This is a genomic window from Tenacibaculum sp. M1.3A (assembly GCF_057732375.1).
Genome location: NZ_JBYJEF010000003.1, coordinates 68,913 through 87,918 on the forward strand (window position 1 = coordinate 68,913; position 19,006 = coordinate 87,918).

At 35.5% G+C, this 19,006-nt stretch carries 16 protein-coding genes; 4 read left to right on the forward strand and 12 right to left on the reverse strand.

The genetic code is table 11. The features are described from left to right. On the forward strand, window positions 1-702 hold the full coding sequence (porT, locus tag AC28QF_RS05640; protein ID WP_488201175.1) for a type IX secretion/gliding motility protein PorT/SprT: 702 nt from the start codon (window positions 1-3) through the stop codon (window positions 700-702). A 308-nt stretch (window positions 703-1,010) separates the two neighbouring features. Here porT and AC28QF_RS05645 read toward each other — a convergent pair whose 3' ends face one another. The 3 genes from AC28QF_RS05645 to AC28QF_RS05655 are packed head-to-tail and all read right to left on the reverse strand — an operon-like array spanning window position 1,011 to window position 2,616. Next, window positions 1,011-1,829: a mechanosensitive ion channel family protein gene (locus AC28QF_RS05645; protein WP_488201174.1), complete on the reverse strand. Its 819-nt coding sequence runs from the start codon at window positions 1,827-1,829 to the stop codon at window positions 1,011-1,013. A gap of 17 nt (window positions 1,830-1,846) precedes the next feature. Next, window positions 1,847-2,041 carry a hypothetical protein gene (locus AC28QF_RS05650; RefSeq protein WP_488201173.1) on the reverse strand — a complete coding sequence of 65 codons (195 nt, stop codon included), beginning with the start codon at window positions 2,039-2,041 and terminating at the stop codon, window positions 1,847-1,849. Between the two features lie 5 nt (window positions 2,042-2,046). Next, entirely contained in the window at window positions 2,047-2,616 is a 570-nt protein-coding gene (locus AC28QF_RS05655; protein WP_488201172.1) for an RNA polymerase sigma factor, read from the reverse strand. A 222-nt stretch (window positions 2,617-2,838) separates the two neighbouring features. On the opposite strand from AC28QF_RS05655, the gene AC28QF_RS05660 reads away from it, so the two are divergent. From AC28QF_RS05660 to AC28QF_RS05670, 3 genes are all read left to right on the forward strand, one after another. Continuing rightward, complete coding sequence (locus AC28QF_RS05660) at window positions 2,839-3,702, forward strand: sigma-70 family RNA polymerase sigma factor (protein WP_028890199.1); 864 nt, start codon at window positions 2,839-2,841, stop codon at window positions 3,700-3,702. A gap of 514 nt (window positions 3,703-4,216) precedes the next feature. After that, on the forward strand, window positions 4,217-4,873 hold the full coding sequence (gene rpe, locus AC28QF_RS05665; RefSeq protein WP_488201171.1) for a ribulose-phosphate 3-epimerase: 657 nt from the start codon (window positions 4,217-4,219) through the stop codon (window positions 4,871-4,873). 12 nt (window positions 4,874-4,885) lie between these two features. Further along, entirely contained in the window at window positions 4,886-5,518 is a 633-nt protein-coding gene (locus AC28QF_RS05670) for a Crp/Fnr family transcriptional regulator (RefSeq protein WP_488201170.1), read from the forward strand. On the opposite strand, the gene AC28QF_RS05675 is transcribed toward AC28QF_RS05670, so the two are convergent. From AC28QF_RS05675 to AC28QF_RS05715, 9 genes are all read right to left on the reverse strand, one after another. After that, window positions 5,507-6,322 (reverse strand): zinc-dependent peptidase, encoded by an 816-nt coding sequence (locus tag AC28QF_RS05675; protein ID WP_488201169.1) that lies wholly within the window; start codon window positions 6,320-6,322, stop codon window positions 5,507-5,509. The two genes, AC28QF_RS05670 and AC28QF_RS05675, sit on opposite strands and share 12 nt — an antisense overlap. A 240-nt stretch (window positions 6,323-6,562) precedes the next feature. Then, on the reverse strand, window positions 6,563-8,530 hold the full coding sequence (locus AC28QF_RS05680; protein ID WP_488201168.1) for a heavy metal translocating P-type ATPase: 1,968 nt from the start codon (window positions 8,528-8,530) through the stop codon (window positions 6,563-6,565). Beyond that, window positions 8,527-8,889 carry a DUF3703 domain-containing protein gene (locus tag AC28QF_RS05685; RefSeq protein WP_042270709.1) on the reverse strand — a complete coding sequence of 121 codons (363 nt, stop codon included), beginning with the start codon at window positions 8,887-8,889 and terminating at the stop codon, window positions 8,527-8,529. The genes AC28QF_RS05680 and AC28QF_RS05685 overlap by 4 nt, the downstream gene beginning before the upstream one ends. A 53-nt stretch (window positions 8,890-8,942) precedes the next feature. Continuing rightward, window positions 8,943-9,359 (reverse strand): Fur family transcriptional regulator, encoded by a 417-nt coding sequence (locus tag AC28QF_RS05690; protein ID WP_042293777.1) that lies wholly within the window; start codon window positions 9,357-9,359, stop codon window positions 8,943-8,945. A 10-nt stretch (window positions 9,360-9,369) separates the two neighbouring features. Continuing rightward, window positions 9,370-10,563 (reverse strand): efflux RND transporter periplasmic adaptor subunit, encoded by a 1,194-nt coding sequence (locus tag AC28QF_RS05695; RefSeq protein ID WP_145000773.1) that lies wholly within the window; start codon window positions 10,561-10,563, stop codon window positions 9,370-9,372. Continuing rightward, window positions 10,564-14,928 (reverse strand): CusA/CzcA family heavy metal efflux RND transporter, encoded by a 4,365-nt coding sequence (locus tag AC28QF_RS05700; protein ID WP_145000771.1) that lies wholly within the window; start codon window positions 14,926-14,928, stop codon window positions 10,564-10,566. A 114-nt stretch (window positions 14,929-15,042) separates the two neighbouring features. Then, window positions 15,043-15,414 carry a hypothetical protein gene (locus AC28QF_RS05705; RefSeq protein ID WP_349372916.1) on the reverse strand — a complete coding sequence of 124 codons (372 nt, stop codon included), beginning with the start codon at window positions 15,412-15,414 and terminating at the stop codon, window positions 15,043-15,045. Between the two features lie 235 nt (window positions 15,415-15,649). Further along, window positions 15,650-16,870, reverse strand: a complete 1,221-nt coding sequence (locus AC28QF_RS05710) for an MFS transporter (protein WP_145000767.1) — start codon at window positions 16,868-16,870, stop codon at window positions 15,650-15,652. Beyond that, entirely contained in the window at window positions 16,870-19,002 is a 2,133-nt protein-coding gene (locus tag AC28QF_RS05715) for a copper-translocating P-type ATPase (RefSeq protein WP_145000765.1), read from the reverse strand. The genes AC28QF_RS05710 and AC28QF_RS05715 overlap by 1 nt, the downstream gene beginning before the upstream one ends. Window positions 19,003-19,006 lie beyond the last annotated feature (4 nt).

Below are 19,006 nucleotides of genomic sequence, written 5' to 3' on the forward strand. Positions count from 1 at the left end.
ATGTTAAAAAAACTTTTATTCTTCGGATTTTTCGCATTTATCAGCATTAGCTTTCAAGCGCAAAGCGAAAAGATATTAAACCTACCTAGTTTTGATAAACCTATATTTCATTATGGTTTTTATCTAGGTTTAAATAATAATGGATATAAAGTTGCCTATAAACCTAGCGCATTTAATAATGCTGAGATAGAAGTAAGTTCATCTATAGGGTTTAATGTTGGTTTAATTGCTGATTTAAGGCTGCATAACAATATCAACCTTCGTTTTGAACCAGGCTTAATGTCTAATACTAAAACATTACGTTTTAAACATATTGCTGGCACAGAGAATCAGAAAGAAAGAGAAGTCGGTGCTACTTATTTGCATTTACCTTTTATCTTAAAATTTAGCACCAACAGACTTAACAATGTTAGGCCGTATGTATTAGGTGGTATATCATACGATTATAATTTTTCTAGTAATGAAAGTAATAGCGATGATAATTTTGGTGGTGAATTTAGAACTACTTCTAGTAATATAATGTACGAAGTAGGTGTTGGAATAGATATTTATTTAAGTTATTTTAAATTTTCTCCTTCTATTAGAGGAATCTTTGCAGTTAATAACGAAACCGTTTACGATAATACTAGCCCAAGTCAATGGACAGACCCAATTGATTTCTTAGGTACAAGAGGAGTGTTTCTCCACTTATCTTTCGAGTAAAAAAAGCCACTGTTAACAGTGGCTTTTTTTATGTATTTTATTTCCTGTAAACGAAAAATGACTTCCCTTACAGGAAGTCATTTAATTTAACTACTAGATGATAGATCCCCCCGAATCTATCATCTAGTAGTTTGACACCTCTTTTTTATTTAAGTCACTTTATTTCACAAAAAAAATGACCATCTTTCGATGGTCATAACGATAAAGATAAATCTTTATCTATAAGATAGAAGTCCCCCGAAATCTATCATTTTCTTAATTAATTTTTCATTATTATCAACAAATATAAAATAAAAACCGACAAATCATTAATTTTTAACAACTATTTTACTGTCTACCACCTCTTTAATAGGAAAAACAACTTTTCCATCAGCTGTTTTAATGGTTAAACAAATATTATCTATGGCTATTACAACACCTTCAACATCACCTATAATAACTTCTTTACCAATGCTTACATTTTTCCTAGAATAATAACCATAAAGTAATCTTGCAACAACCTCTTTTGCCCCTAAACCAAAGGCTAAAGTGAATGCCAACAGAACGGAACCTATTAAAAGAGTTAAATTGCTTTTAATTACTGATGTATCTACACCTGCTTGATCTAATGCTGTTATTGACAGGAAAACTACTATTAAATAAAAAGCGATATTCCCTACAAGGTTTCCTCCTGATATTTCTAACGATTTAAACATTGTTTGTATTGCCTTCTTAACCATTGTACCTAAATAGGCCCCAGCAACAAAAATACCTAACGCTGTTAATAATTTTGGTAAATATGCAAAAAAGCTTGTAATACCTTCTGAAACCACTGTCAAACCAAAGATATTAGATCCAGCCATTACAAAGGTTAAAATTAAAAACCATTTTAACACCGCGAGTATTGCATTTGTTAATACAATATTTATGGTAGAATTACCAAATATTTGAGTTTCACTTAATTTTTTAGACCATTCATCAATCTTTGTTTTTGTTAATGCTTTTCTAACAATAAACAAAAAGAGCTTGATGATTAACCAAGCTAATATAACAAAGCCTAAAAAGCCAAGCACTGTTGGTAATGAATCTATAATATTCTGAAAAATATTTTTGAAGGGCTTAATAATATCAATTTGTAATATATTCATAGTTTCGTATTGGTTCTTTATTCGTTGCTGTTAAATTCATTTTTAGATGCACCACCACCTAATAAATCAGTAATTGTACTTGGGTATTTAACCACAAATAAATCAGCCATATCTATCGATAGCTTAATCATTGCCACATCGTTTAGCACTTTTCCTTTAAGTGCCTCTGGCAATTCTTCGTTATGTAATATTTTCTTAAATGGATTCTCCATAATTATTACAGTGCATTATATGCTTTTATAACTTTTTCTTTCGCTCGTTTTAAACGCATTTTTACTGCGCTATCTCCTAATTCTAATGCTTCTGAAATTTCTTTAATACTCATATCGTCTTGATACTTCATTAATAAAATCATCTTTTCAGAAACCTGTATTTTCTCGAGTGCCTTTGCTAACTTATCTGCCTTTAGCTCAAATAACGCAGCATCATCAATTTCATCCTCATTACTATCTTCTTTAATATTATCTGTTACAACAGTTACTTTTTCTTTCTTCTTCTCTTTATTTCTTTGTACATAATTTACGCAGAAATTGTAGGTAAAAGAATACAACCATGTAGAAAACTTAGATCTTCCTTTAAAAGTTCTTAATTTCACAAATAACCTAATAAACACATCGTGTGTTAAATCTTGGGCCTCTTCTTTGTTTTTTGAAAAACCATAACATTTATTATAAACAACACCTGCGTAACGGTCATATAAAACAGCGAATAAATGAGTATCATTTTTTTCTACTATTTTACTAACCAGCTCCTCATCGCTTAGTTTTGTGTCATCAAGGGGTTTCAATAGCTGAGTTTGATTCTAGGTTTATAGCTTGTCTTGCAGTTATCTTAGACACTCTTTAAAGAAGAGGGTCACTAATATTTCTTTTTACGAACCAAATTTAACAAAAATTTAACTGCTTGTCGAAATAAATAAAAAGTTTTATTTATTTTGTAACATTATTGAAACATCATACGTATAACTTAATGTAGACGGATTGATGAATTAAAAATATTACTTAATTAGATGAGACAACTAAAGATTACCAAGCAGGTTACTAATAGAGAAACCGCATCATTAGATAAATATTTACAAGAAATAGGAAAGGTAGATTTAATTACTGCAGATGAAGAAGTTGAACTGGCACAAAGAATTAAAGCTGGTGACCAAAGAGCCTTAGAAAAATTAACGAAGGCTAACTTACGTTTCGTTGTTTCGGTAGCAAAGCAATATCAAAATCAAGGATTAACATTACCTGATTTAATTAATGAAGGTAACTTAGGTTTAATTAAAGCGGCAAAACGTTTTGATGAAACTCGTGGTTTTAAATTTATCTCTTATGCTGTATGGTGGATTCGTCAATCTATATTACAAGCATTAGCAGAACAATCTCGTATTGTACGTTTACCGTTAAACAAGATTGGTTCTATCAATAAGATTAACAAAATGTATGCTTTCTTAGAGCAGGAAAACGAAAGACCTCCAAGTCCTGAAGAAATTGCTAAGAAGCTAGACATGACAGTGAATGATGTAAAAGAGTCTATGAAAAACTCTGGTCGTCACGTATCTATGGATGCTCCTTTAATTGAAGGTGAAGATTCTAACCTATACGATGTATTAAACTCAGGTGAATCTCCAAATCCAGATAAAACATTATTACATGAATCTTTACGTATCGAAATTAACCGTGCGTTAGAAACATTAACACCTCGTGAAGCAGATGTTGTAAAATTATACTTCGGCTTAGGAGAGCACCAACCAATGACTTTAGAAGAAATCGGTGAAACGTTCGATTTAACTCGTGAGCGTGTTCGTCAGATTAAAGAAAAAGCAATCAGAAGATTAAAACATACATCTAGATCTAAGATATTAATGACATACCTTGGATAGAAGTCGCAGACCTCTTTTGGTATCTCACTCATGCTGTAGAAAAGCATGAAACATATATAAAACTCTCGAATTAATTTTCGGGAGTTTTTTTATTTGAAGCTATTTCTAGCTTTCCGCCATATCTTTTTATGCTGTTATTGCTAAGTATGTTTTTCTGTAAACAATGGTAGTCTCATAATTACAAAACAGATTGCTTCGTACCTCGTAATGACGGTTATTTATTTTAAGTATAAAAGGGTACCGCTTCAAATGCAAATAATTCAACACTCTTTAAAATATAAAAGTATCGTTAATCACAATTACAAATTTACTACTGTCATTGCAATGTTTACTTTTTTGTAAACTGTGGCAATCTCACCGTAAAAGAAAGATTGCTTCGTTCCTCGCAATGACGTCAATTTAAATAAATCATAAAAAAGAATACATTAAAAAACATTCATTCTTACTTTTAAATTTCAAAAAACAACTTCCAATTAATTATCTTTACACGAAATAACAACACAACAACAAACAAATGAGTAAATTAATTGCACCATCAATTTTAGCCGCAGATTTTGCTAACCTACAAAGAGACATCGAAATGGTAAACAATAGTGATGCCGATTGGTTTCATATTGATATTATGGATGGTGTTTTTGTACCAAACATATCTTTCGGAATGCCTGTTTTAAAAGCAATAACCAAACACGCCAAGAAAACAATCGATGTACACTTAATGATTGTTAATCCAGATCAATACATTCAAACATTTGCAGGTTTAGGAGCCGATGTTTTAACGGTACATTACGAAGCTTGTACACATTTACATAGAACAATTCAGGCTATAAAAGCTGCAGGAATGAAAGCCGGAGTTGCCTTAAACCCGCATACACCAATCGCCGTTATAGAAGACGTAATTGCCGATTTAGACTTGGTTTGTATTATGAGTGTAAATCCTGGTTTCGGAGGACAATCTTTCATAGAAAACACCTATAAAAAAGTAAATCAATTAAAACATTTAATCGAGTTTTCGAACTCTAAATGTCAAATAGAAATTGACGGAGGAGTAACCGATAAAAATGCCAACAAACTTATTGAAGCTGGCGCTGATGTTTTAGTAGCTGGTAGTTATGTTTTTAAAAGTGACGACCCTACCGAAACTATTAAAAACCTAAAAGAATTAATAAACTAAAACAACAATAAATTGATAGAAAAACTTAAACAACATTACGGTTATCTATTTGAAGACGATTTAATTAACGAAATCGCTAATGTTGCCGTTTATAAAGAATTTAAAGAAGACACTATTATTATAGATGTTGATAGTAATATGGTTGCCATTCCTTTAATAATTAGTGGTGCTATTAAAATCTTAAGAGAAGATAAAGAAGGTGAAGAATTAGTTTTATATTATATCGAAAAAGGTGATACTTGTGCCATGACACTTTCTTGCTGCATGGGAGAAACGAAAAGTAAAATCAAAGCAATTGCCGAGACAGATGTTACATTATTAATGATACCTAAAAACAAAATGTCTGAATGGTTAAGTAAATACAAAAGCTGGCAAGAATATATTTTACTAAGCTATCATTCTAGACTTAACGAATTTATTGAAGCTGTAGATTCTATTGCTTTTTTAAACATGGACGAACGTTTATATAAGTATTTAAAAGACAAAGCGATGGTTGTTGGTAACGACGTTTTAAATGTTACTCATTTACAAGTAGCCAACGATTTACATACTTCTAGAGTTGTTATCTCTAGGTTGCTAAAGGCTTTAGAAAAAAAATCAAAAATAGAATTGCATCGAAATCAAATAAAAATATTAGCTCTTTAATTTTATTGAATTAAAGTTAAGCATAAGAGTAATTTTTCTGTGAAGCTCTGGAAATTTATTATATAAATCTTCTGGAGTTTCAAAAAAATGTTCCATAATAACTGCCACATATTCTAACTTGTTTGTAAGAGCATAATCTCTAAAGTAACCTGATTCTTTTACTCTTTCAATATTATTTTCATTATCCATAAATGCAGTAATTTCTTCAAAAATTTTATAGAATATTCTAGCACTAACATCTTTAGATTTTCTTCCATGAAAAGTTAAAGCATGTGTAAACTCATGAATTCCAAGATTTAAATTATCATTTAACACGATGCTTCCTAGTAAAAAATCTTCCCAAGAGAATACTATCATCTTAAAATTAGGATTAAATTCTCCTTTATGATACTTTTTGGTGATTATAGAGTAAAAACTAGTAGGATAAACAACAATTTTATCAAAAGTTGTTGTCAAATACTTTCTCATTCCAAAAGTCAACTTTATATAACTTGATGCTATTAATATCTTTATTTCTGGAGTTAACCTAAAATTTTCTCTTTCTATAAATTCATAATTTCGAATAAACACAGTTAATCTATGCTCAAAATAACCTTTGTTTTTTTTATCTAATTTTTGATAAAAAGATATGTTTTTGATTAAAAACTCTTTCTTTTTAATTGGTAATTTCTTTTTTACTAAATAGAAATGAACAAAAACGGGTTTATTAAATATATAAACATAAATAGATTCAATAACATTTATTAGAATCGTTAAAAAACTAATAAAAATAGCTAAATACTTGATTATAGATATATGCTTCATTTAGATTATTATTATTTTTTATTATGTAACCTTTGTTACATAATAAAAAGTAATTCTTATATAATTTAGCGTTTTATTAAAAAGTCCACTCTTTTTATATTCCCCTAAAAAAAGCAGTAGATATACCTACTGCTTTTTATTTTGTGACCTCGAAGGGACAAAGTTCGAACTTTTTGAAGGAAGATATTAACCTAATTATCTCAAAATCAATAATTATGAATAATTCAGCATCTTAATGATTTAATCCCACTTCATTTTTTGCAACCTAACGGCATTTAAAATAGCGAGCAATGCTACACCCACATCGGCAAATACAGCTTCCCACATTGTGGCTAGACCACCTGCTCCCAAAATTAGAACTATAATTTTGACTCCAAAGGCTAGAACAATATTCTGCCAAACAATACTTCTTGCGGAACGTCCTATTTTTATAGCACGTGCAATCTTCGAGGGTTGGTCATTTTGAATGATGACATCTGCGGTTTCAATAGCAACATCACTTCCAAGGCCTCCCATTGCAATTCCTACATCACTTGCTGCTAGTACTGGTGCATCGTTAATTCCATCTCCTATAAAAGCAACCTTAGTGCCTGGTTGTGCTTTAAGTTTTTCTACTTCGTTGAGTTTATCTTCTGGGAGTAATCCTCCTTTTGCCCAATCGATGCCTAATTCTTTGGCTACTTGCTGAGTAATAGAATCTTTATCGCCCGATAGCATAATAATTTTAATAATACCTGACGCACGTATTTCTTTAATGGCTTGATGAGCATCCTCTTTCAACTCATCTGCAATGGTTACATAACCAGCAAATTTACCGTCAATTCCGACCATCACTATGGATTGAACAATACTATCAGTTTCTGATGGAACGTCAATAGCGTTTGAAGTCATTAAAGCTTTGTTTCCTACCAGCACGGTTTTCCCGTTTACGGTTCCTTTCAATCCTTTTCCTGCGATTTCAGTTACTTCGGTTGCATCATAGTCGGCACCTTCGGCTTTGTATTCCATTATGGCTTTAGCAATGGGATGAGTGGATTTCTCTTCCATTGCCATTAAGTATTTCATAAAGTCCGCTTTCGCGAAAGCGGAATCACTTATAACTTCCTTTATTTTGAACACACCTTTAGTTACCGTTCCAGTTTTATCCATCACAACGGTATTAACTTGGGTCATTGCGTCTAGAAAAGAAGCTCCCTTGAATAAAATCCCATTACGAGATGCTGCTCCCAATCCACCAAAATATCCCAGCGGAATAGAGATTACCAATGCACAAGGACAGGAGATTACAAGAAAGATTAAAGCTCGATATAACCAGTCTCTAAAAACATAATCATCTACAAAAAAGTAAGGAAGTAATGTGAGACCTATCGCTAAGAAAACTACAATAGGCGTATAAACACGAGCAAATTTCCTAATGAATAATTCAGTTTTAGATTTACGAGCTGTTGCATTCTGTACCATATCTAGGATACGTGCAATAGAACTGTCCTTAAACTCCTTTGTCGCTTCTACCTCAATAACTCCATCAAGATTGATACTTCCTGCAAATACGGATGCTCCTTTCTGGACGGTATCTGGTTTACTTTCTCCGGTAAGAGCAGCGGTATTGAAAGAACCCTTCTCTGAAAGTAATAATCCATCAAGAGGCACTTTTTCTCCTACGCGTACTTGAATTTTTTCGCCAATTTCTACAGTCTCAGGATTCACAGAAATAAAATCACCATTACGAAAAACCAAAGCCTCATTAGGACGCACATCAAGTAATGCCTTGATATTTCCCTTTGCTCGATTCACTGCGGCTTGTTGAAACAGTTCACCTACAGCATAAAATAACATCACAGCTACACCTTCTGGATATTCGCCAATGGCGAATGCACCTAAAGTCGCAATGGACATTAAGAAGAATTCTGTAAAGAAATCTCCATTCTTAATACTGTTCCAGCCTTCTTTAATTACTGGAAAGCCAACAGGAATATACGCCACTGTATACCATACAATTCTCACCCATCCTTTGAAAAATGGTAAGGCGTCAAAATAATCAACTGCAATACCTATCATAAGCATTACAAAGCTGAAAATAGCAGGTACATACGTCTTGAATTTTGAAACACTTTCTGGACTGCTGTGATTGTGTCCATCATCGTGACTGTGCTCACCAGAATGTTTCTGCGTGTCTATATCTCTTAAGTTTACTTTTTTCTTTTTCATTTGATATTCAATAAGTTAATTATGTCATTTGGTATAGGCATACGTTTTAATGGTGGCACATTTGAACCTCCTGTATTACCTAGTGGCACGTGATTAATAAACGACTTCCAACCACCAACGATTAATCTAATTATTTGACCAAATACTTCTTTAGTATTCTTTTGCATCAACCCAAATTTCAACATTAACCAATGTGAATAGGTATGCTCCATTGGATACGATTGACCTATAATGTGACTTCTTTCTAAATGATACCAAGCAATAGCAAATTCTTCCATTTCTAAGTTATTGCGGTATAACTCTAACTCTTTACTATATGCCTGTTTTAGATGTTTTGGTATTTTAATATTCAACCTCATATCCTTTAAATTTCATTAAAAGTAGTTCTATTAGTAGTGCAACAGAAGTGCATTTATTGACCACTGCATTTATCGCATATTCCTTTTACGACTAGGTTTACATTCTCTGAAACAAAGCCATCAGGTACTTTAATTTGAGGAATTTTATGTTCCGTAAGACACACAGTTTCGTTGCAATTGTTACAATGGAAATGCAAGTGTAAATCTTGTTCAATCTCACAGTTGCAACCACTTTCGCACAAAGCATATTTTGAAATTCCCGTACCGTCATCTATTTGGTGAACGATCTTCTTTTCTTCAAAGGTTTTGAGTGTACGATATAATGTGGTACGTTCCGCTTTCGCGAAAGCGTACTCAATATCAGTTAACGCCACCGCAATCTTCTTTTCAGCCAAGTATTTATAAATCAAAATACGCATCGCCGTAGGACGTACTTGATGATTTTCTAATGTTTTTTCTATTTCTGTCATTTTAATTTGATTAATGTCCGTGTCCGCCACCTTCTTCTTCACTGTTTTTTGCTTTGGCCAGAAGTGTAAATGCATCTTTTAATACCAGATCTATAGATTCAATAGATCTCGATTTATCTTTTAATTCAATTGCTACAAAACCATCCTCCGCATTGCCCTTTTCAACTTCGAGCATTTCATAATCCATCATTGTTGCGTTACCTTCAGTGCGGTTGCCCAATGCTTCAAAAATATATTGGTTGCCTTGATATCTTACGATGGCTTCTTCTGGTACGGCGTACATTTCTAATGTTCCTACCTCAATTTTGGCATTGACAAACATTCCAGGCAGCAGCTCCTCATAAGTTTCAGATTCCTTTAAGTGCCCGTGTATGGTAACTGACCTATCGTCCCGAACGTTGTTCCCTATAAGGAAAATTTCTGCTTTCATCCATTCCTCGGGAGCATTTGCCAGACGGAAACGTATGCGCTGTCCTATACGGATTAGTGGAATATCATCCTCATAAACATTGAGTTCTACGTGAAGGTCTGACGCGTCCGTTATGTCCATCAAGACATCCTGTGTTCCAAAATATTTTCCCGTATTGACATACACATCCCTAACAACACCATTGATAGGTGAATACACATTTACAGTGGATGAAATGGTTCCATTTCTAACGTTTTTGGGATTGATGCCTATCAATCGCAGTTTGCTTCCCAAGGCTTTGATCGTTGCCTGATTGTTGAGATATATGCTTTTTGCCTTCTCAAAAACCTTGGTGGATGATACTCGTTCATCGTTCAAAATTTTCTGACGGTCGTAATCGGATTTTAGATAATCATTATCTGCAATAGCTTCTAAATAGGCTCTTTGAAATTCAATAAATTCTGGATTCTCAACTTTAGCAACTATTTGTCCTTTACGTATTTTGGTTCCAGGAAGCATCTCCGTGTATTTCAGGAATCCACCGTAAGGAATGGTTACCGATATATTGCCTTGTGGTGGCACGTCTATCATACCGTTGACAGTTATTTCATTACCAATATTTCTTTTCACCGCCTTTCCCACTTCAATAGAAGTCTGTTTCAGCTGTGCTTGGGTAAGCTCTACAACATTCTCGTTTGTTGCAGAATGTTCTTCCATTGCGGGCTCCGATTCTGTTTTGCAACTTGTTGCAAGCAATAGAAGGGCTGCGATTGTGATGTTATATATATTCTTCATTTAAATATCTTTTATAAGTTGCTCAATGTTGATGAGTGTTTGATTGTATTGGTTTAAAAAATCCAAATAGGTTACCTGAATAGTCAACGCACGGTTGAGACCTTGTACATATTCAATGTACCCGATCTCGCCTTCTTCAAACCCACGTTGCGCGGTTTTAAACAGCACATCTGATTGTGGCAGGCCACTCTTGCGATAGTATTCAATATTTTTTAAATTCTTTTGAAGTTCGGTAAACAGCGATTGAAGTTTAGATTTGGTTTGATTTTCGATGACCTCTAGTTGAGCCTCAGTTTCCTGTTTATAAATTTTAGCAGCCGTAATTTTAGCGGTATGTGGTTTTGCCCATAGCGGAATGCTCAATCCCAGCTGCACACCAGTAAACCTATCTCCAGCATCGTAAATGGTTCCTGCATCTCCCGTACCTATAAATGATTGGTTGAAATAACCCAATGTAATATCAGGTAACCGTTTTGCTGATGCTACCTTACGTTCATTTTCTGCCACATCAATCTGTTGCTTGTAATAGGACACCAGAGGGTTTTTTGAAACGTTCATATCTGTGGTATTGCTAACTTCCATTGCAGATTTCATCTCCAATTTTGGAGTTTCGATTTCAACAGCGTCATCCACATTCATCAAATTCTGTAAGGTAAATTGACCTTCAGCGATTGCGGCTTCATTTTGTTGAACCATAATGTTGATATCAGCGAGTTCTGCATTTGCTGTGGCAAGTTCCAGTGCGTTGCTTTCTCCGTTATCATAACGCAATTGCGCGGCGTAAGAAAAACGGGAATAAATACTATCCTGACGTTGCAATACATTTCCCTTGCTCTTCAAAAACCAAAGGCGGTAATAGGTCGAAGATACCTGGGCTACCAGATCATTTTGAACGACTTCCTGCCTCAATTTTGAAGCGGCTACTTTAGAACTATTGAGTTTGCTTTGACGCGAATAAACGGTGGGAAACTCAAAGGTCTGACTGATGCTGAAACGCGTATCATTGTCTGCAATACTATTGGTCTGACCGTATTCAACGCCCAGATCTGTTTTAGGTAAGTTGAAGCTTGTCCCTTTAAGTGCCTGCTCTCGTGCTGTTTGAAACTGTGCTACCTTGAGATTGGGATTGTTCTCAAGTGCTACTTCTAAAACTTGATCTAAGGATTGATATACTTTTTGTTCTGTTTGAGCATTTGCTTGGTACGCCGTTCCCATCATCAGAAATAGCAAAACGCTTGTAATTTTATTCTTTTTCATCTTGAATTTCTTTTCTGAGTAATAGTAGAGAATGGGTAAAACTACCAGCGTTAAAAACGTTGCTGTAATCAGTCCGCCAATTACAACGGTTGCTAATGGTCGCTGCACTTCTGCTCCTGATGTTTGTGAAATAGCCATAGGCAGGAAACCTAAGGACGCCACCGATGCAGTAAGGATAACAGGTCGCAAACGTGATTTAGTTCCCATATAAATGCGTTGGAATATATCTTTCACGCCTTCTTTTTCAAGACTATTGAATTCTGCAATTAGGACAATCCCATTTAATACCGCGACTCCAAAGAGCGCAATAAAACCTACTCCTGCAGATATACTGAAAGGCATATCCCGTAGCCAGAGCGCAAACACGCCACCTATAGCAGAAAGCGGAATCGCAGTAAAGATTAATACTCCCTGTTTAAGCGAGCCGAATGTGAAGTAGAGTAATATGAAAATGAGTAGCAGAGCAAGCGGAACAGCTACTGCAAGTCTTTCCCTAGCTTCGACTAAGTTCTCAAATTGCCCACCATAACTTACGGTATAGCCCGGCTTTAGATCTACTTGGGTATTGATAAGCTTGCTAACTTCATTGACCACGCTCTCCACGTCGCGGTTACGCACATTAAAAGCTACAATGATGCGACGCTGTGTATCGTCTCGTTGTATTTGATACGGACCATCAATAATTGAAACTGTTGCCAGTTGTTTTAAAGGGATTTGCTCGCCGTTACTGCCGTTAATATATAAATTTTGAACGTCAGAAATTGTGGAACGATTGGTATCGCTTAACCGGACGACCATTTCAAACCTTTTTTCTCCTTCATATACTGTTCCAGTGGCAGCGCCAGCAAAGGCAGATTGAATAGCCATATTCACATCATCAATGGACAGTCCGTATTTTGCTAGCTGATTGCGCTTATAATCCACAACTATTTGTGGGATACCAGTAACTTCTTCCACATACATATCAACTGCGCCATCGACCGATCCTGCGATACGTCCTATCTGGTTAGCATACGTAGATAGTTGCTCCAGATCTTCTCCATAGATTTTAATCGCAACATCTTGGCGCACGCCTGTCATCAGTTCGTTAAAACGCATTTGTATGGGCTGCTGAAAACCAAAGGTTACCCCTGGAATAACTTCCAAGGCTTCCGCCATTTTGTTAGCCAGATCTTCCCTGTTTGATGCCGTTGTCCATTCTGATTTATCTTTTAGAATGATCATAAGGTCGGCAGCTTCTACAGGCATAGGGTCTGTTGGTATTTCCCCAGAACCTATTTTAGATACGACCTGTTCTACCTCGGGAAAGTTATCGAGTAGGATTTTTTCGGCTTTGGTGGTCGCCTTAATTGTGTTGGATAGAGAACTGCCCGTAATCACTCTGGTCTCCACCGCAAAATCTCCTTCTTCTAGTGTTGGTATAAATTCGCCACCCAAGGTACTGAATATGAAAAACGCAACTGCAAATAAGACTAAGGTTGCTCCAACTAATATAATCCTTGTATGCATCGCCCATTTTATTACTGGCTCATAAAGGCGATAGAAAAAATTCATAATGTGATCAGAAATATTCTTTTTATGACCGCCTTTTTTACTTAAAACAAGCGCAGACATCATCGGCACATAGGTCAATGACAAAAGAAACGCACCCAGAATGGCAAAACTTACCGTCTGCGCCATAGGGCCGAACATTTTACCCTCCGTACCTACTAAAGCAAGAATAGGGAGATAAACTATAAGAATAATGATCTCTCCAAAAGCAGCAGAATTCCTGATCTTACTTGCAGATTTGAATACTTCCTCATCCATTTCTTGTTGAGTCAGCTTTCGCGAAAGCGTTAAAGCGCCCAAATGAAACAGCGTGGCTTCAACAATGATGACCGCTCCATCTACAATTAGACCAAAATCAATAGCACCAAGACTCATTAAATTAGCCGAAACACCAAAAATATGCATCATACTGAATGCAAAAAGAAGTGCTAATGGAATTACAGATGCCGTTATAAGACCTGCCCGCCAGTTTCCTAATAATAACAGCAAGATAAATATAACGATAAGAGCGCCCTCGATTAGATTTGTGGTCACGGTGCCAATCGCATTATCCACTAGTTTCGTTCGATCCAGAAATGGCTCAATGACCACACCTTCGGGTAGCGTTTTGCTAATGGTTGCTATCTGCTCCTTTACATCTTCTATTACTTTGGCAGAATTAGCACCTTTGAGCATCATCACGATAGCACTTACCACTTCACCTTCTCCGTTACGGGTAGTCGCTCCGTAACGTATGGCTTTTCCTATTTGAACTTTAGCCACATCGCGTATCAATATGGGATTACCAGATTCCGTTTGTTTGACTAGAATATTTTCAATATCCTCCAGTGAACCTACCAAACCTTCACTACGTATAAAAAGAGCTTTATCGTTCTTTTCAATATAGGCACCACCTGTGTTTTGGTTATTGGTCTGGAGCGCATCAAAAATCTCTGTAATTGAGATATTCATAGTGTTCAGAAGCTCAGGTCTGATGGCAATCTCATATTGTTTAAGATAACCGCCAAAACTACTAACGTCAGCCACGCCAGGCGTGCCTAATAATTGGCGCCTGATGATCCAGTCTTGGATTGTTCTTAATTCGGTTGCATTATATTGGTCTTCGTAACCTGGTTCAGTTGTGATTACGTATTGATAGATTTCTCCCAAACCTGTGGTCAAAGGTGCTATTCCCGGCTTACCTATTTCTTTCGGAATTTCAGATTGAGCTTCGGCAAGGCGTTCATTAACCTGCTGTCGTGCCCAGTACACATCTACATCTTCCTCAAAAACAATGGTTACGACCGAAAGTCCAAACCTTGAAAAAGAACGTATTTCTTCAATTTGTGGAATAGTCGCCATCGTTATTTCGATGGGAAATGTAATAAGGCGTTCTACTTCCTGAGCCGCAAGTGTGGGCGAGTTGGTTATGACTTGTACTTGATTATTAGTAATATCAGGCACTGCATCAACAGGCAATTGCCTTAGAGAATATACCCCTAAAATAATAAGAGCAAAGGTGAGTAATCCAATAACCAACTTATGGGTTATGGAGTACTTAATAATTTTATTAAGCATAAGGTTGAAAATAATTCAGTTAAACAAAATGTTTTACGCTTTCGCGAAAGCGCAAAAATTGCAAGTATTTGAACTCACAACGTAATAGGGAATAGCAATCCCTATGAAACTGAATTAAGCCCGTGGAGGCTGAAAGAGAGATTCCAGATATCTGGAATTAAATTGAAAAGAATAATAGGAATATTCCTTTTTTACCTTAAGATCAAATGTCTTTAAGGTTATACTATTTGAGGTTGGAATGAAAACCGAAGGGTGACAGCACTGCTGGTGTGAGTGTACTGGAGCTTTATCTTCGTGCGAACCATCGTGATGTGCTTTATTATCTCCATCATCACTAAAGAGCTCTTCTACTACGTACTCATAAAAAGAGTCCCCACCGTATTCTTTGTGAATTTGATAATGGGAAATGAAATTAGAGAATTTTTCCAGTTGCTCACATAATTCCATATTAGGCGATACCCCTTGAGTAAGGAATAAAATAGCCATTGATATGGATGTGAATATTTTCATTTGAAATACAAAGATAACAGAATTATGATGCAACTGGATTGCATTTTCGTTTTCATAGCCTTAATTTTCGATAAACTGTAATCAGGTTTCCTGCTTTAATGTAGTGGTCAACAAATTGTCAATTAGTTATTCAAATAGTTAGAAGTTCAAACCATTAAACTTTTAACTATCATGTAAATACGCGTTTATTTCAAATCTAGGTTAGATGAAATTAATTTTGACTGTTCCGCTTTAACAAATAAACTAATCCTATGGCTATTAAAGTGATTACTCCTGAAAGAATAAAAGGATAATAGAACCCCCCAGCAATTAACCAAGTTCCCAAAATAGGCCCCAAAATTTGACCAACACTATTTGAAGAGCTTTGTATAGATATATTTCTACCCGTATTTTCTTTTGATATTAAGGAAACTGCTGATAATAAGTTAGGAGTTACCATTGCTCCTCCAGCTGCAAAAAGAATAATTAAGCCGTAGACAAAGTATTCATTTTTAAAAAAAGGAAAGGCAATTAAAGATGTTCCAGCTATAAGCAAACCTAAAGCAATTTGTTTTTTGATTGATAACAGCTTCTCTCCATAACTTGCAAAAACAGGTTGTAAAACTGCCATTACAGAACCACATAGCATAAAACCAATACCCACTTGGTTGCTGTTAAAGCCTAATTCATCTTTTCCATAAATTGAAAACACTGTTTCAAATAAAGTCACCACAAATTGTAGTACAAACGACAACGATAGCAACACAACAAAATGGTTACTAAATGTAAATCGAAAAGGTGTTTTTTTTGCAAAAAGTTTATGCACTCGAACGGTATTTTTTAGCCACTTCATTACAATGAATAAAACAATCGATCCCAATATAGCAGCAAACAAGAATGGCATTGAAAATCGGTCTAAATGCAGCTGACCGATTGAATATTCTAGATGAAGGTCTGTTTGGGATAGAAAACCACCTATGATAGGACCGAAAATAACCCCAGAGCTAATGGCAACACCAGACCAAGCCATTATTTTTGTTCTACGTTTTTTAGATGTAATATCACTTAAATATGCATTGCTCACGGGAATAACCGAAGAAGTGAAAATTCCACCAAAAATTCGAGCGATATATAACATTGTTAGAGATGTGGCAAGACCAGTAAGTAATTGCATAATTACAAAACCAATTAATCCACAAATGATAATAGGTTTACGACCATATCTGTCTGATAGCTTTCCCCATACCACTACGAAAAGTAATTGGAAAAATGGATAAATACTAGTGAGTAATCCTATATGAAAATTGACTAAATCCGCATCCAGATTATCTTTGAGAGCAAGTCTCTCTGTATAGTAGGGAAGGGTTGGCAATAAAATGCCATAGCCCAACATCACTACAAATAAACTCAACAGAATTAAGGATATCCTGTTGAGTTTTTCTTTTCTATCCATTATTTTTTACCGATTTTTCGTTTTAATAACTGCGCATTAATAGCCACAATAATGGTACTTAAACTCATAAATACAGCTCCTACCGCAGGACCTAAAACAAAGCCTGAAGAATATAGTACACCAGCTGCTAGTGGAATTGCTACGACATTATAACCTGTAGCCCAGATTAAATTTTGAATCATTTTATTGTAGGTAGCCTTTCCAAATAAAATTAGGTTCGCGATATCCTGTGGGTTGCTATTTACCAGAATAATATCGGCTGTTTCTGCTGCCACATCGGTGCCTGAACCAACCGCTATCCCGACATTTGCTTGTGCCAATGCAGGTGCATCATTAACACCATCACCAGTCATCGCAACAAATTCTCCTTTGTCTTGTAGTCCTTTTACGATTTCCACTTTTTGGTGTGGTAATACTTCGGCATAATAGCCATCCAATCCAAGTTTCTCGCTTACTGCCTTGGCTGTTATTTCATTGTCGCCTGTCGCCATTAAGACTTTAATATTATTCTTTTTGAATATTTTAATAGCTTCCGCAGATTCTGGTCTAATTTCATCCGCAAGGGCAATATAACCTGCCAATTTTCCATCAATTAATACAAATACTACAGTTTCTGCAGCATCACTATAGGCATCTTCAGGAATGGTGATTTTTTCGTCTCTTAAATAACCAGGACTTACTACTTTTACTTGTTTACCTTCAACTTTGGCTTCAACACCTTTTCCTGTTATTGAATTAAAGTTTTCTGGATTGGGAATGGGAACATTGTTTTCTTTCACTTTTTTAATGATACCAACTGCAATAGGATGTTCTGAACTTTGTTCCAACGCACTTGAGAGTCGTAAAATTTCTTCTGGCGAATATGACTTATCTATAGATTCAATTCTGGTAACGCCAAAGTCTCCTTTGGTCAATGTCCCTGTTTTGTCAAATAGTAAGGCAGATATCTTGCGCGATTCTTCAAACGCAGTTCTATTACGAATCAATAATCCATTTTGCGCAGAAACAGCGGTAGAAATAGCAACCACAAGTGGAATGGCAAGACCTAATGCGTGCGGACAAGCAATTACCATAACGGTAACCATTCTTTCTAACGCATAGACAAATGGAAAGCCCAAAAGCAACCAAACTGCCAATGTTCCAAAACCAATAGCTAAAGCGATATATGTCAACCATTTTGCCGCTCTATCGGAAAGGTTTTGCATTTTGGACTTGGTCTTTTGTGCTTCCTCAACCATTGTAATAACTTTGTTGAGATAACTATCTTTACCTGTATGCACCACTTTAACTTTTAATGTGCTATTACCATTTACTGACCCTCCAATTACTTTATCTTTTGCGTCTTTTTTTACTGGTTTGGATTCTCCTGTAAGCATTGATTCATTCAAATAACTTGAACCTTCAACAATAACTCCATCAGCTGGAACTTTTTCTCCTGGCTTAACTAGTATTACATCATCTTTTAATAAATCTTCAAGCGCAATATCTTCAATAGTATCTCCTTTAACGCGATGAGCTTCCGCAGGCATCATACTTACCAACAGCTGTAATGCCTTTGAAGCACCCAAAACACTTTTCATTTCTATCCAATGCCCAATGAGCATAATTGCAATTAGTGTAGCCAATTCCCAGAAGAAATCAACGCCTTTTAAACCAAAGACGGTTGCTGAACTATAAAAGTAAGCGACACTTATTGCCATAGAGATGAGCGTCATCATTCCAGGTGCACCATTCTTTACTTCGGAAACAAATCCTTTAAGAAATGGCCAACCACCATAGAAATATACAATGGTAGAAAGTGCAAACAGCACATAAGAATTTCCAGGAAGTAAAAATTCATAACCGAAAAATTCTTGAATCATGGGTGAGAAGAACAAGATAGGAATGGTAAGAACAAGCGTTACCCAAAATCGTTTTCTAAAGTCTGCGATCATCATTTTATGGTGGTCGTGGCCCATTTGCCCGTGACCCGGATTATGACCTGAATGGTCTTCACTGCCGTGTTTCATTTTAGAATGATCTATTTTGGAATCATCCATTTTTGAGTGGTCCTTTTTTTCGTGATTCATTTTTGAATGATCCATCTTTGAATGGTCCATTTCTTCTTTTTTGTGGTGTTCGTGATTTTCCATTATT

Coding starts and splice junctions, on each gene's coding strand:
- AC28QF_RS05690 (WP_042293777.1), bottom strand. CDS start 9,359: ATGACAGAAATAGAAAAAACATTAGAAAATCATCAAGTACGTCCTACG.
- AC28QF_RS05680 (WP_488201168.1), bottom strand. CDS start 8,530: ATGAAAAAGAAAAAAGTAAACTTAAGAGATATAGACACGCAGAAACAT.
- AC28QF_RS05710 (WP_145000767.1), bottom strand. CDS start 16,870: ATGGATAGAAAAGAAAAACTCAACAGGATATCCTTAATTCTGTTGAGT.
- rpe (WP_488201171.1), top strand. CDS start 4,217: ATGAGTAAATTAATTGCACCATCAATTTTAGCCGCAGATTTTGCTAAC.
- AC28QF_RS05645 (WP_488201174.1), bottom strand. CDS start 1,829: ATGAATATATTACAAATTGATATTATTAAGCCCTTCAAAAATATTTTT.
- AC28QF_RS05700 (WP_145000771.1), bottom strand. CDS start 14,928: ATGCTTAATAAAATTATTAAGTACTCCATAACCCATAAGTTGGTTATT.
- AC28QF_RS05695 (WP_145000773.1), bottom strand. CDS start 10,563: ATGAAGAATATATATAACATCACAATCGCAGCCCTTCTATTGCTTGCA.
- AC28QF_RS05660 (WP_028890199.1), top strand. CDS start 2,839: ATGAGACAACTAAAGATTACCAAGCAGGTTACTAATAGAGAAACCGCA.
- porT (WP_488201175.1), top strand. CDS start 1: ATGTTAAAAAAACTTTTATTCTTCGGATTTTTCGCATTTATCAGCATT.
- AC28QF_RS05705 (WP_349372916.1), bottom strand. CDS start 15,414: ATGGCTATTTTATTCCTTACTCAAGGGGTATCGCCTAATATGGAATTA.
- AC28QF_RS05685 (WP_042270709.1), bottom strand. CDS start 8,889: ATGAGGTTGAATATTAAAATACCAAAACATCTAAAACAGGCATATAGT.
- AC28QF_RS05650 (WP_488201173.1), bottom strand. CDS start 2,041: ATGGAGAATCCATTTAAGAAAATATTACATAACGAAGAATTGCCAGAG.
- AC28QF_RS05675 (WP_488201169.1), bottom strand. CDS start 6,322: ATGAAGCATATATCTATAATCAAGTATTTAGCTATTTTTATTAGTTTT.
- AC28QF_RS05715 (WP_145000765.1), bottom strand. CDS start 19,002: ATGGAAAATCACGAACACCACAAAAAAGAAGAAATGGACCATTCAAAG.